This window comes from Magnetovibrio sp. PR-2, assembly GCF_036689815.1.
GTDB lineage: Bacteria > Pseudomonadota > Alphaproteobacteria > Rhodospirillales > Magnetovibrionaceae > Magnetovibrio.
In genome coordinates, this window is the sequence record NZ_JBAHUR010000006.1 from 138,787 (window position 1) to 152,839 (window position 14,053).

Sequence of the window (14,053 nt, forward strand, 5' to 3'; positions counted from 1 at the left end):
GCTGTTGCCATGGTAAAGGATTATTACTCGAAAATGCTTGGAGTGTTTAAGAACTCCGAGCGCGATGCTTTTGTTCGCTACGATGAGCGCCATTCGTATACCGAGATGTACGCCAATATGCTGAAAGTTAACAGCCTGTTGTCTCAGTTCCAAAATCGTCGGGTTGTGATCTACGCCAATAAGGACTTCAATACGTATTGCGCCTTGTTTGCGACTGTCCTTTCAGGCAATGCCTGGGTTCCGATGAACCCAACATTGCCCCCGAACCGTGTCCTGGAAATGATGTCACAGGCAGAGCCTGAAGTTATTCTATCCGACCAGGATTTGCCAGCCGAGCTCTCAGACTACGCCTCCGAAAAGAATGTTCCCGTTTATCGTTTGGAAGCTTTGATTGAAGAGGATGACGTAGCAGATTTTAATCTGGATAATATCCAAGCCGATAATGACGCCATTGTATACTTCACATCTGGGTCGACAGGTATGCCTAAGGGTGTCCCTTTGAAGCATAAAAATTACATCCAAACAGTTGAAAATTTACTGGAACTTTTACCCTTTAATCAGGGAGAGATATTTGCGGATTATCACGATCTCGGATTTGTTATATCTGTTCCGATATTGTTCCCGTGTGTGATGACGGAAAGTGCGATCTCACCTGCGTTGAACAACATGGACTTGCTGATGCCAGGAAATCACTTGGCGGCAAACAATATAACGGTCCTGATTACGGTGCCGTCAACGATTGCCAGCATTAGACGGTTAAAGCCTGATGGGTTACCGACTGTGCAATTCAATATCATCGTCAGTTGCGGTGAGCCAATGCACATTGATATTCTTGAGTACTGCTTGGATAAGTTGAACGCTCATCAAGTGAATAACTTTTATGGCAGTACGGAAGTTTCATGTTGGACATTCCGTCATTTGTGCCAAGCCGAAGATGTTGAACGTTTTGCCCAATTTGGGGTTATGCCGATCGGCTCCCTCCTACCCGGTACTGAAATGAAAATTGTTGAAAATGGGGAGCTTTGCGTTTCAGGGGTGCAAATCACGTCTGGTTACCTGAACGGTGTAAACCCGGAAGCCTTCTCAGTTGAAGACGGACAGACGTGGTTTCATACGGGTGATAAAGCCGTTCCGTTTGAAGATGTCTGGATTTGCAAGGGCAGGTTAGATAGCCAGGTTAAGATTTCAGGCTATCGCATCGAGTTGTCAGATACAGAAGCCCATTTGCGCGCAATGGATGGCGTGGAAGCTGCTGTTTGTGTCGTGGCTGGTGAAGCGGAAGGGAAGTACATTGTTGGCATTTTGCACACGAAAAAAACGATTGATGTCAGTGAAGTAAAATCGTTCTTGGCGAGCCGCTTGCCGAGCTACATGCATCCAAAGAAAGTCATTTGCAAGGCGGATATGCCTTTGAACAAATCTGGCAAAATTGACCGTTCAGGATTGAAGCAAGCATTTTTCGACGGCACATTAACGGCAGACGCGAAGGCCGGGAAATGACCGGCTCAGGGGTGAATTCTCTTTCTCTAGTTGTTCCTTGTTACAATGAGGAAGAAGCCATTCCATTGCTCGCCGAAAGGATAACGGAGCTGTGTGCATCTTTGTCCAAACGCGAGATAGAGGCCGAAATCATTATTGTTGATGATGGTTCTCAAGATTGCACATGGGATGTTTTGCAAAAGGAGTTCAAAAAGGTCAAAGGCACCGTTTTGTGCCGTCATGAGGTCAATTCCGGATTTGGCTCTGCCCTAAAAACGGGGTTAACTCGGGCTGGCGGCGACGTCGTCGTTACGGTTGACGCCGATACGAACTACGACCTTCGACTGGCTCCAGAGATGCTACACTTCTTTGAAGCCGGATATGATATCGTCACCGCCTCCCCCTTTGCACATGGAGGGGCATGTGACTATCCAATACATCGTTATGTCTTGAGCAAAACCGTTGCGTGGCTCTATCGATATGCGCTTGGTGCCGATATGAAACCGCTAAGTGTATATACTTGTGGTTTTCGGGCTTATCGGAATACGGTTGTTTCGAATATCCTTCCAGATGCAGATGATTTTCTTGCGACGTCTCAAGCTCTGATCAAAGGTTTGTTGCTAGGCTACGAGATTGCTGAAATGCCTGTTAAAGTGCATCCGCGTCTTCACGGCCATTCAAAAATGAAATTCGTTCGCACAGCCTTTCGACACATCAAGTTTCTTTGGTCTTTGAAAAGACGTAAGTATGTTGTGATACGCAATGATGATCCCGCGTCTTTCTCCGTCATTTGACTGCTCAGACTTTGGATCTGTTCTGTTCAATAATGAACTGAACCCCATTGAACAATTCGAACAAGAACTAGCCGTTTTTGCCGGCATGGAATATGCGCTTGCCTTTCCGATGGCAAGAAGCGCCATGTTTGCATATATAACCGCAATGGGGTGGAAAGGCAGAGAGATTATCATACCTGCTTATACATGCGCTGTGGTTCCCAACACCATCATCCAAACAGGAAATATTCCAGTATTCGTGGATATTCGCACGGATGATTTTAACATGCAGGTGGGATTAATTGAGGCTGCCGTGACAACGAATACGGCAGCAATTCTGCTGACACATATGTATGGCTTTGCGCTGGATATAGAGCCTCTATCGCGCATCTTAAAGCACCGCTCTGACATTACCCTTCTTCAAGATTGTGCATTAGCCATGGGAACAACACTTTCGAATGTTCCTGTTTGCCAAAATGGCAGTGCGGCATTTTTTTCGTTTAGTTTAGGTAAGCAGCTTAGCACTGTCGAAGGTGGGGCGTTGGTAACGGATGATGTGGATGTCTACGAAGCGGTGAAGGCTGTTCGAAATGAACGATTTTCGAACCCACGGATTTGGCGGAGCATGCGGCAGTTGACTTTAATGCTCGGCGCTCATGTCGGCTTTTCGCCCAGGATCTATCCGTTTGTTTTATGGTTGCATAGGCATAGCAACATATTTCGGGGAATAACGGATTATTACGCTGAAAATGAGATTTTTGTTGCGGGGAATTATCTGGAAACGATGCCTGAGAGTCTCGCTGGGTTGGGCGTGTCTCAGTTAAAAAAAGCCAATGCAATTTTATCTGCCAGAATAGAAAATTCACGGTACTTGCGTGATGTATTGGAGACGTGTGAAGGTGTGCGTTGCCCCGCAGACATCGAAGGGGCTAGCTGGTCCCATTTACCATGCTTGGTTGATGATCGAGATGCATTTATAGGGCATATGGAAAACTGTAACGTAAATGTTGGGTGTGAAGTGTTTAATTATTCTCTTTCGGATATGCCGATCTATAGGGAATACGTGCATGGAGATTTTGAGGTCAGTCGATATGTCGCACAGCATATTGCTCTCATCCCAAACCATGCAAAACTGAGTCAAGCCGATTTAGATGCTATTCGACATGGGCTCGACACGTGGAGACAATAACACAGAGCATTTATATTCAAGCGCCCGCAGACGTGATCGGCAAACCCTGGTTCGTTTATACGCTGGACCTTTTACAGACGGTCATCGGAACAAATGCCCCCATCCAATTTGGCTCTAACCCCGCCCCTAAAGGCACATGCGCGACCATCTATTATGGTGTCAATCCACCGTCGGGCGACGGACTATATGTTCCGTGTTGTCCTGAGATTGGTGATGCCCAAACGAAACCAATTCATTTCCAATGTGCCTCGTCTGGGGATGTCAAAATTCCTATCTATGAAAGCTCTATAGACAGAGCTTCTGGAGAGGTGGATTTATTTTTTAATTTTTTTGCTTATGTTTCGTGCCTAGAAGAATTTGAGTACGAGCGAAGAAGGGGGCCATCCCATTCGTATGTGCGAAAATTCCAGAAAGATAAGACGCGGTTTCTTCGACCTTATGCACATTTTATTGGGCTTGCTCTTCGTGAAAGGATTGCAAAAGAATATCCCTATACGTTACGCCAAATTGGCACAGATGCCGTTCTGTATTTAACGCATGACATTGACGTCATACGCAAAACCATGCGGACGCGACTGAAAGAAGGAATGTTCCGGGTTTATGCAAGCTTGAAGGACAGGTCTCTAAAGTCCAAGTGGATCTTGAGGATGTTTTTTGGGGACGCAGATTATTTCAATATTGCGACAATCTCAGATCTAGAAGATCGCTACGGGGTTAAGTCTTGTTTTAACGTGTTTGTATCACGCCCCCCTGTTGATATTTTTACACGGTTAAAATCCATGTTATTTGACCCTGGTTATAATCTTCAGCGTGAACCAGAGCTTATTTCTGTGCTGCAAAACTTAATGAACAGCGGAAATGAAATCGGTGTTCACTTTGCCTTTGACAGTTGGTGCGAAGCTGATTGTATGAGAGATGAACAGATTCTCTTAGCCAAAATGTTGGCACAGCCCCCGCGACAATCTTGCCGACAGCATTGGCTTCGATTTTCATTCTCCAAAACCTGGTCGTCACAATGGGAAAGTGGGGTCAAAGTTGACACATCTCTTTGCTTTAATGACCTAGCCGGGTTTCGCTCCGGGCTTGCGATGGCTTATCATCCATTTGACCATATTCGCCAAAGAGCACATGATATCATTGTCCTTCCAACGATCGCTATGGATACACATTTTCACTATTATCAAACCCTATCTGAGGATGATCGGCGCGCAGCAATTCTTACGTTACTTTCCGATGTAAAAGCCGTGGGGGGCAAAGCTGCGATTGTTTGGCACACGCACACGTTTTCAGAGGACCATGGGTGGGGGGCGGACTATTCTTATGTGCTGTCCTTGATGAAGGAATTGGATATGAGATATGGCTTGCCGAAAGATCTCATCGTAGAAAAGGCAAAAGATACGTGAAGAACCTTCTGCTTTGTATACGATCATTCGTCTTGGACATTTTTTCAACGAACAAATATACCGGAGTCCGCATTCACCCGACGGCCGTCATTGATGGTCCGTGCACCATAGGGGAAGGCACGTCAATCTGGCATTTCTCTCATTTGTATAAGGGGTGTTCAATTGGTCCAAGAAGTATAATTGGCCAAAATGTAATGATCGGCCCGCATGTTCAAATTGGTTCAGGCTGTAAAATCCAGAACAATGTCAGTTTGTATGAAGGTGTAATTGTAGAAGACGATGTCTTTTGCGGCCCAAGCTGCGTATTTACAAACGTGATTAACCCGCGTTCGCCGATTGACCGTAAGCATGAGTTCAGAAAAACAACGGTGTGTCGCGGGGCATCGATAGGTGCAAATGCGACGTTAGTTTGTGGCATAACGATTGGTGAGTATGCATTTGTCGGTGCCGGTGCAGTTGTGACGACCGACGTCGGAAAATTTGAAGTGATTGTTGGAAATCCAGCAAAAAAAATGGGCTACATGTGTAAATGTGGGGAAATGCTACCTAAAGACAGTTGGACAAGGGCTGTGTGTCATCAATGTGGTGAAGCGTATCAAATCAATCCTCAAAACCAATGCGAGTCCACCTCTTTGTCTTAAGTGATTTAGCCATGCAAAATAAAATAAAAATCGCTCAAATGGGTTTGGGGCACTGGGGGCAAAACCTGCTGCGGAATTTCATCCGCAACCCTCGGGCGGAAGTTGTCGCTCTTTGCGATCAAAATATCGATAACTTGCAGCCTGTTTGCGACGTCCTTCCATCAGCTCGGCGTTACAAGAGTATTGATGAACTTCTCTCTGACACGAATGTTGACGCGGTTTCAATCGCTACCCCTTCTGGGCAGCATTTTGAACACACGCAAGCCATCATTCGTTCGGGTAAAGACGTGTTTGTCGAAAAGCCGATGACATTGTCGCTTGAAGACGCGGTGTCGTTGGCTCAAACCGCTGCACACGAAGACAAGCTGGTCATGGTCGGTCATACATATCTGTATAACGCCATCGTGGAACGTGTGAAGGACTATATCCGCTCCGGCGAGCTTGGGGATGTATATTATGCTTATTCTCAACGATTGAATTTGGGCAAATTCCGTCAAGATTCAGATGTCATCTGGACTTTGGCCCCGCACGATATTTCAATGTTTAACTATTGGTTTGATAGTCGCCCCCATCAAGTGAGCGCCAGGACCCTGTCTTACGTGGGGGAAAAGCAACAGCATGCTGAAATATGCTTTGCACAGCTCGATTACCCAAATGAGGTCAGCCTGCATTTGCACTTGTCTTGGGTCGACCCACAAAAGATACGTAAGTCAGTCATTGCCGGATCCCAAAAAATGTTGGTTTACGATGATGTCGATCAGACACAACCGATCAAAATTTACGATAGATCTATGGAACTTGATGAAATTATTTCTGGTCGAGCAGCCGGATATAATGTGACAAAGCGGGCCGGGGATGTGTTCATTCCCAATGTCTCAACGGCGGAGCCCCTGTATTTGGAACTGGATCACTTTATCGACTGTATGCTTGGACTTGCTCAATGCAAAACGGATGTGACCCAAGGATTAGAAGTCACAACGATTATGGACGCCCTTTCAAGGTCCGCATTGGAAGATGGCGAAGTTACCCCAGTTGATTATCATGATTTGTAAAGTGGTGAGCAGATGTGCGGGATAGTCGGGATACTCAACCGGAATGAAGAACCTGTATCTCGAGAAATTTTAGCTCATATGACCAAACGCTTGGCCCATAGGGGGCCGGATGCGAACGGTGTTTTCACAAACGGCGAGATCGGCATTGGCCATCGCCGCCTGTCCATAGTCGACCCAACACCCCATTCAGATCAACCCATGCGCCTCGGTTCGGGGCGTTTTGTTCTTTCATATGCAGGCGAGTTATATAACTTTAAAGACATACGCCATGAGCTGAAGCAGAAGAATATAATCTTCAAAACGGAAGGTGATACAGAAGTCGTGTATCAGGCTTTGTCTGCATGGGGCATGAAAGCTTGCGAGCGATTTAATGGGATGGCCGCTTTGTCGTGGGTGGATCTCGACCAACGCTGCTTGTACTTGGTGAGAGACCGCCATGGTATAAAACCGCTTTATTATGCGGACCTTGGCTCAACCCTTATTTTTGCTTCAGAAATTAAGGCGATGAGAGACCACCCCGATTTTAAGCCTGAATTGAATTTGGACTCATTCGCGGAGTATATGGCGTTCCAGAATACGATTGGAGGACAGACTTTATTTAAGAATGTTCAAATGGTCCCACAGGCGAGCATCGTACGGATACCCTTTGAAAAAGACCAACCTATCGAAACGACACAGTATTACAGACCACAGTTCGAAACGGATATGCGGAACCTTTCTGTTGAACAAAAGGCGGAAAAACTGGACGCCTTACTGAAAGAAGCCATAACGCGGCAGATGGGCGGGAAAGAACAGCCTTCTGTTTACTTGAGTGGAGGTATCGACTCGTCGCTAATCTCCTCAATCGCAAGCCTTCAGCATTCGCCAATACATACAATTCATATAGGATTTGATGTCAAAAATGCTGCGCGTGATGAACAGCACTATGATGAATATGAAGCGGCCAAGGCCATATCTCAAATCATTGGTTCCACTCACCACGCCCAAATGATGTCAGCAGAAAAGTCTGGAAGCAATTTTGAGAACATCATCTTGAATCTCGAGGATGTAAAGATGGGGCAGTGTTATGCAAATGATGCAGCCGCCCGTACGGCAAGTGAATTTGGAAAAACGGTTGTTTCAGGTTTGGGCAGTGATGAGCTGTTTGGGGGATATCCTTGGCGCAACAAGATTGTGCTGAACAGTTCATCTATGGCCGAGTTCGAGAAAAATATTCATGATTATTGGCATAGCCTCACGCGTGAGGACGAGCGCAACAAGTTACTGTCCCCGATTATATCTCATGTCAAACACGTCGACACCCGCGCAATCGTTAGAGACGTTCTCACGATTGACGATATTCAGGGGGAAGGCCAACAAAACTATTTTAATGCTTGGCGTGCATTTGAATATAGGACTTTTCTTCAGGGCTTGTTGATGCTTGAAGACAAAATCGGCATGTCCTATGGCGTTGAGACACGGTTTCCTTTTTTGGATAACGAGATCGTCGAATATGCTATGCAGCTTCCATTTGCACATGCCTTATCGTCCGGAAATAATAAGGGGAAAATGATTCTTAGAGAGGTTTTGCGAAAATATTTGCCTGAAGAATATGCCGCCAGAAGAAAAATTGGTTTTACCGGTGCAAATAATAGCTGGTATCGGATTGGTGGTGGTCAATATGTTCGCAAGCAACTCTTTGACCCGAAAGAGCCAATCTATGACTATACGGATTATCAGTTCGTGAAAAAATTAATGGAAGAGCATCTCGCGGGAATAACGAACAGGCATAGGTTGATTTGGGCCCTATTATCCTTGAACCAAATGCTGAAAATATTCTTTCACAATTCATCCGCCCCACAATAATCGTTCATCTGCTTATAGGGCGCAGGGCTTGGCAATGAGACTACGCGTGAACGAGCTCTTTAAGCGTGTCCGTTATATATTCAATTTGTTCATGTGTAATGCCTGGGTAGATCGGCAAAGACATGATTTCATCACAGGCTTTTTCGGTTTCTGCTAGCGACGTTTTCTGATCAGCGTAAACTCTAAATGCAGGCTGTGAATGAAGAGGAATTGGATAATGCACGCCAACCTCAATGCCTTTACGGCGCATCTTCTCCTTAATCTCATCGCGGTTTTTGAGCCTGATGACGTACAGGTGATAGACGTGATGAGCCTTTCCAGGGACGTGCAGAATGGAGACCTCGTCAACGTCACGCAGTAGTTGGGAATAGTATTTTGCAGCTGCGCGTCTTTCCCGGTTCCACCTAGGCAAGTGTTCCAGCTTTATATTTAAGATTGCCGCCTGCAAAGCGTCCAATCGCGAGTTGGTGCCAACTGTCTCGTGAACAAATTTGTCCTGGCGTCCGTGATTGCCTCTTCTTTTAATCCTGTCAGACAGGTTTTCATCAAAAGAATGAACGGCGCCGCCATCCCCAAAAGCCCCTAAGTTTTTACTTGGGAAGAAACTGTAGCAAGACGCATTGCTGAGCGTGCTTGGCGGTTTTCCATTCCACAGAGCACCATGTGCTTGAGCCGCGTCTTCAACAATCTTTATGGACCTGTTTTTGGTGATGCGATTTAGCGTCTCCATATCAACCATTTGTCCATACAGGTGGACAGGAAGAATGCAGCGCGTGTTGTGCGTGATTGAATTTGCGACATGAGACAAATCCATGAGACACGTCGATGGGTCAATATCAACAAATACAGGCTTGTATCCTGCTGAAATAATCGCTTCTGCTGTTGCTGCAAAGGTTAGCGAAGGCGTAATGATTTCATCGCCCCCGGAACTTGGCCCCAGAACGTCCATAAGCGCCAGGCTCAACGCATCTGTACCACTTGCACATGACGAGACATGCCCGCCACCCAAATATTGGGCAAAGGCGTCTTCAAAGGCCTTGATGTCAGCCCCTCCAATAAAGCTATTCTCTTGCCAACACGTCTCGAAAGCCAACTGAAGTTGGTCCTTGATCGGGGCGTGCTGTAAAGAAAGGTCAACCAGTGGTATGGGGTTCATGTTGAGTTGATCTGATATCTTGGAATTTCAAATTATGACGTTTCTGTCGAACTGACGTTAAGTGAAGAAAGGGGCGCGCATTTTTCATTCACGTGTTTGCCTTGATCTAAACGTTGTAATGAATATCGTTCAATAAGGATATCCATAATGTTCTCAGCCGCTTGTCCGTTCCCAAATATCACGGGTTGATGTTTGGGCGGCGTGAAGTTCTCAATACCTTCTAAAATCTTATTCGTATCGTCACCAGCGATGATTTCCCAACCTGCATCGACCATTTCAGGTACCCAATTGAGTTCTATGAGAGAGACGACCGCTTTGCCCATCATGAACGCTTCACGGCGCAAACCGCCTGAATCAGACACAACTTTACTTGCTTTGGAGATTAACTTTATGGTCTCGATGTAACTTTGTGGCGGCAGTAGGGTAAGGTGGTCGTTACTTTGCAACGTGTCCCACAGCCCCTCGCGTTCGAGGGCTTGTTTCGTCCGAGGATGAACCGGGAAAATGATATCGTTTTCAGTGCGAATGAGTGCGTTACAGATATTCCTAAGGCGCGTGGGTGAATCCGTATTTTCTGCGCGATGGAATGTGACTAACAGATAACCGTCGTCTGTCGGCTCGATTTTGTGTTCGGAACAAATGTTAACCAGTGCGTCCTTCATGATATCGCCCACCAAAAAAACATTCTCTTTTGAGTATCCCTCACTCAGGAGAACGTTTTCTGCATGTTTTGTGTGGGGGAAGAGCGTATGGGCACAAAGCTCTACCCCTCTACGGTTAATTTCCTCAGGGTTATTGAGGTCGTTTGTATGAATACCTGTTTCAATATGAGCAACAGGTATGTCCAAAGCATTTGAGGCCGTCGCCCCGGCGAGTGAAGACGTCACATCGCCGTAAACGACAGTCACGTCAGGACTTTCAGCAGCAAGGGTGGTTTCAATGAATTCCAATAGCTGAGGAAATTCATCTGAAAAGGTGCTGTTTTGACGTTGAAACGTGTAGTCGGGAAGAGGAATGCCGAGCTCCAAAAAAATATTTGTGAACATCTCCGGGGCAAAATGTTGCCCTGTATGGAGTGTCACAAGGTTTATGTTTCTGGATTTGCTCGCCCGCGAAAAAGCATAGTGTTTGACAACATTCGGCCGGGCGCCCAGTACGACGGCAACTTTCAGAGACGGTGGCATGCAGTTTCTCTAGATGAAAGGCAGAAAAGTATCCTGATAAGCACTCAATACCAGGGACATGAACGGTCGAAAAACAATCTATTCAGAAATTAGGGCAGAGAGTAGGGAGATGGACAGCGTGGCGTCCGTTCCCATGTGTTGGGCCAAGTCGATGTTTTTGTTATATTTGGTTTCTAAATCGGAGATCAAAGCCACTAAGTCAAACGAGTCCAACCCGCTATTTTGCGTTAAGTCTTCATCTACATTGATCGTCGCATCGGTAACACCATTTTGGCTTAAGTATTGAAGGACGGTGTTTTGAACCGTTTCTGTGATATTTTCGACATCTGACATGAATGTGGCCTCCGACAGTTTTCCGTATTGCCTTAAAAGCTGAACTCGACTTCGTTTAGTTTTGTGAGTGTTAGGCTCAAATTTCTGCAAATCAACTCAGGCTTGTTCGCGTAGCAGCCCTATGAAATCGGTTGCTGCGACATTACCGACAGCACCGTCATAAGAATAATAAGATATCTTTTTTAGGGGCAAGGTCGAAGCGTCAAGTTTTTCTGCATAACGATCATAGCGCTCTCCGACACGGCCTGTTTGAGCCATAAACTGAAACAACTTGTCCATGTGTTTGCCAAATTGAACAAACTCATATTCTGTATGAATTGTCATGGCGACATAATTTCCGCGGCTGTCAATCTGTCGCTTGAGATAATCGAGAACTTTATCATGATTACCCTTATGGCGGACGACTAAGGGAAAGACGTTGTCAAGATTGGCGGGAACTTGGATGGTCGGTGAGACATACTCACCAATTTTGACCCGACAAGGGCCTGTTCCAATGAAATCGGAAGCATAAGAAAAGTCCAAACCGTCTTGAACTCTCAGCATCGTTTCATTGCAACGCCACGCCGGAGAGCCGGTTCCTTTTGGCCTACCATTTAAGGCCGATGAGTATGTCTTGAGAGCCAGATCCAGCTGCTCTTTGTATTGTTCCGGTGAAAGTGTATAGGCGTTATCTGAGATAAAAGCATGATCATAGCCATGAAGGGCAACCTCATGCCCATGCGCGATGATTTTTTGCAGAACTTCAGGGGCGCCACCACCAATTTCGCAGCTACGATCCTGGCTGTTATCAAGCAAATTATAGGTCTGCCAAGGCTTCATATAATAGACTTGCTTCCAAAAAGCGGGTTTTAAAGCCCGCTTCAGGCCAGCTGAGACAATATTGTTCGGCCCCATTGGAACGAAAAAAGATGCCTTGAAACCGTATTTTTCAAAAAGCTCTAGGTAAAAGTCAACGCCGTTGCGAATGCCTTCAATGGAATCAACATCGATGCGGATCAGAACAGGTCTAGTCACAGAAGATTAAAGCCATTTTCTAGAGTTTTATAAAAGATAGCCTACTCTGCCGCAGAAATTTCGCGGCGACCGCTATCTTCTTCTGGAACATAATCCTTCAGCGTGGCGTTTGCGTCAATAAGACCTTTCTCGATCTTATCGCTTGGGGCACCGATGGGACGCGTGTTCGTGATTGTATATTCAGATAAAGGCTTGATGGTTTTGCCCTCGATCACAGGGCCTTCGTATTTAACACCGCCCTTGAAGACAATTTTGTTAAACCACTTGAAGTATGTTCCCATCACGTGACGAGACACCGGATCCCAGTGAATGACGGTCAAAAACAGGTCAATCAAAAACAAGGTAATTGTTTTCGGGAAGTAAGCGAAAATTTTGAAGATCTTCGTTCTTAAGATGAAAAAACGCATCCATTTTGGCAGTGCTGGCATAATGCGGTAGAAAATGGCATATGAACGGAACAACTTCTTCAGATCCGGGCGGTTGGTAATGCCATAATCGTAGTAATATGCGGAATACCCCGCATTGATACGTTCTTCGTCTTCTTCTGTAATCAGTCCCCATTCAATGGCTTGTTTCACCATCGGCGTTTTCGGATAGACCGTCAGAAAAAAGGTGTTGACCTTGTTGATCATGTCGCATTTTGAATATTCAACTGCTGCATTGTAGAGATATTCAGCTTTCAATTCATTGGGCAAACCAAAGATGTGGTCGCAAGAGTACTTAACCTTGTGCCTATCAAGATTGTCAAAGCAAGCCCGAATTTGTTCATTGGTTTCAGGTCGACGCAACAGCTTTTGGCGGTTCTTTTCGTCCATGGACTGAATGCCCAACTGCACGCGGTAACAACCACTTTCGCTCAGCAAGCGAGCCGTTTCGTCGGAGCACACCATGGGGTGGCCCATGCAGATGTAGGGGACCCCGACATGCTCGGCATACTTTGGTGCGAACTCGCGGAACCATTTTTTATTCGAAAAGAGAATGTTATCTTCAAAGTCGAAGAGGCGCACATTGTACTTTTCTTTGGCTTTCACAAGCTCGTCAATGATGAGGTCGACACTTCGGCGACGCGGGTCGCGGGTGTCGTTGAACAGCTCATAAAAAGCTTGTGAACAGAATGTGCAGCTGACAATGCATCCCTTGGATGACAGCGTGTAGTAGCGGTTGCGCACGACAATGTCGTCTTCGAACAGGGCAATATCGTTCGGGGGGATTTCATCCATGTCCTGCAGGGGGCGTACCGGATTGTAGAGATACCCGCCATCCTTTTTAAAGACAAGGTTGGGAATCGAGTGATCGATTTCACCACGGTCCATTGCGTTGCAAAGCTCAACCATCGGCTGCTCACCCTCACCGCAACAGACGATGTCCACCCATGGGGTTGAGAGCGGTGTTTCGGGGCAATTCGTGGCAAACAGCCCGCCGAACACAATCGGAACGTCAAGTTGCTTTTTAACCCCTTCGGCAATGGCGATGGCCCATTGGTAGGTGTCGGAAATCACGCCGATCGCTACGAGATCCGGCTGCATGTCGACGATTTTTTGAACCACCTTCTCGCGCTGACTGAACAGGCTCGCCAGTTGCTTCATGGGGAAGCTTTCACCAACAAAGTAAAGATGTTCATCAAAAAGCGCAGGATCGAAAGCCATGGCTGTTTCGTGTCCGGCTTGTTTTAGGGCCGCAGATACGGCGGCCGTACCCATGTTCATTTCCCCCATTGCGGACAAAACAACTTTCACGACTTCTTATCCTTACTTTGACGGGGGGAGAGAGAGGGATTCAAGTGTTTGCAACTTGCCTGATTATAAACAAATAAGAATCTCAAGAGAGCAGGCTCACCTAGAAAACGTGCCATATTGATCTACATTTTGCAGTCGATCTGCCTTCGTGCATAGTGAGTTCTTATACATGATATAAGTTGTTCCTGAATACCTGCAAGCTGATTTTGAAAGGATGATATTGAAATAGCCGTAAAATTAAACACGAT

12 protein-coding genes are annotated in these 14,053 nt (G+C 46.1%); 7 read left to right on the forward strand and 5 right to left on the reverse strand.

The window, feature by feature from the left end; all coding sequences use genetic code 11:
- Positions 1 to 9: 9 nt before the first annotated feature.
- The 7 genes from V5T82_RS09090 to asnB are packed head-to-tail and all read left to right on the forward strand — an operon-like array spanning position 10 to position 8,382.
- Positions 10 to 1,500 (forward strand): AMP-binding protein, encoded by a 1,491-nt coding sequence (locus V5T82_RS09090; protein WP_332895308.1) that lies wholly within the window; start codon positions 10 to 12, stop codon positions 1,498 to 1,500.
- Entirely contained in the window at positions 1,497 to 2,273 is a 777-nt protein-coding gene (locus V5T82_RS09095; protein ID WP_332895309.1) for a glycosyltransferase family 2 protein, read from the forward strand. Before V5T82_RS09090 ends, V5T82_RS09095 begins: the two co-directional genes overlap by 4 nt.
- Complete coding sequence (locus V5T82_RS09100) at positions 2,242 to 3,441, forward strand: DegT/DnrJ/EryC1/StrS family aminotransferase (protein ID WP_332895310.1); 1,200 nt, start codon at positions 2,242 to 2,244, stop codon at positions 3,439 to 3,441. Before V5T82_RS09095 ends, V5T82_RS09100 begins: the two co-directional genes overlap by 32 nt.
- A gap of 32 nt (positions 3,442 to 3,473) precedes the next feature.
- Complete coding sequence (locus tag V5T82_RS09105; RefSeq protein ID WP_332895311.1) at positions 3,474 to 4,844, forward strand: polysaccharide deacetylase family protein; 1,371 nt, start codon at positions 3,474 to 3,476, stop codon at positions 4,842 to 4,844.
- On the forward strand, positions 4,841 to 5,485 hold the full coding sequence (locus V5T82_RS09110; protein WP_332895312.1) for a DapH/DapD/GlmU-related protein: 645 nt from the start codon (positions 4,841 to 4,843) through the stop codon (positions 5,483 to 5,485). The genes V5T82_RS09105 and V5T82_RS09110 overlap by 4 nt, the downstream gene beginning before the upstream one ends.
- An 11-nt stretch (positions 5,486 to 5,496) precedes the next feature.
- Positions 5,497 to 6,537, forward strand: a complete 1,041-nt coding sequence (locus V5T82_RS09115) for a Gfo/Idh/MocA family protein (protein ID WP_332895313.1) — start codon at positions 5,497 to 5,499, stop codon at positions 6,535 to 6,537.
- 12 nt (positions 6,538 to 6,549) lie between these two features.
- Positions 6,550 to 8,382: an asparagine synthase (glutamine-hydrolyzing) gene (gene asnB / locus V5T82_RS09120; RefSeq protein ID WP_332895314.1), complete on the forward strand. Its 1,833-nt coding sequence runs from the start codon at positions 6,550 to 6,552 to the stop codon at positions 8,380 to 8,382.
- 40 nt (positions 8,383 to 8,422) lie between these two features.
- On the opposite strand, the gene V5T82_RS09125 is transcribed toward asnB, so the two are convergent.
- The 5 genes from V5T82_RS09125 to V5T82_RS09145 all read right to left on the reverse strand — a co-directional run bounded on the left by V5T82_RS09125 (position 8,423) and on the right by V5T82_RS09145 (position 13,805).
- Positions 8,423 to 9,538 carry a DegT/DnrJ/EryC1/StrS family aminotransferase gene (locus V5T82_RS09125; protein ID WP_332895315.1) on the reverse strand — a complete coding sequence of 372 codons (1,116 nt, stop codon included), beginning with the start codon at positions 9,536 to 9,538 and terminating at the stop codon, positions 8,423 to 8,425.
- Positions 9,539 to 9,570: 32 nt separating this feature from the next.
- Positions 9,571 to 10,722: a non-hydrolyzing UDP-N-acetylglucosamine 2-epimerase gene (wecB, locus tag V5T82_RS09130; protein WP_332895316.1), complete on the reverse strand. Its 1,152-nt coding sequence runs from the start codon at positions 10,720 to 10,722 to the stop codon at positions 9,571 to 9,573.
- Between the two features lie 78 nt (positions 10,723 to 10,800).
- Entirely contained in the window at positions 10,801 to 11,055 is a 255-nt protein-coding gene (locus V5T82_RS09135; protein WP_332895317.1) for a phosphopantetheine-binding protein, read from the reverse strand.
- Positions 11,056 to 11,151: 96 nt separating this feature from the next.
- Positions 11,152 to 12,069, reverse strand: coding sequence for a DUF2334 domain-containing protein (locus V5T82_RS09140; RefSeq protein WP_332895318.1), 918 nt, complete (start codon positions 12,067 to 12,069; stop codon positions 11,152 to 11,154).
- A 41-nt stretch (positions 12,070 to 12,110) separates the two neighbouring features.
- Positions 12,111 to 13,805, reverse strand: coding sequence for a B12-binding domain-containing radical SAM protein (locus V5T82_RS09145; RefSeq protein WP_332895319.1), 1,695 nt, complete (start codon positions 13,803 to 13,805; stop codon positions 12,111 to 12,113).
- Between the last annotated feature and the right edge of the window lie 248 nt (positions 13,806 to 14,053).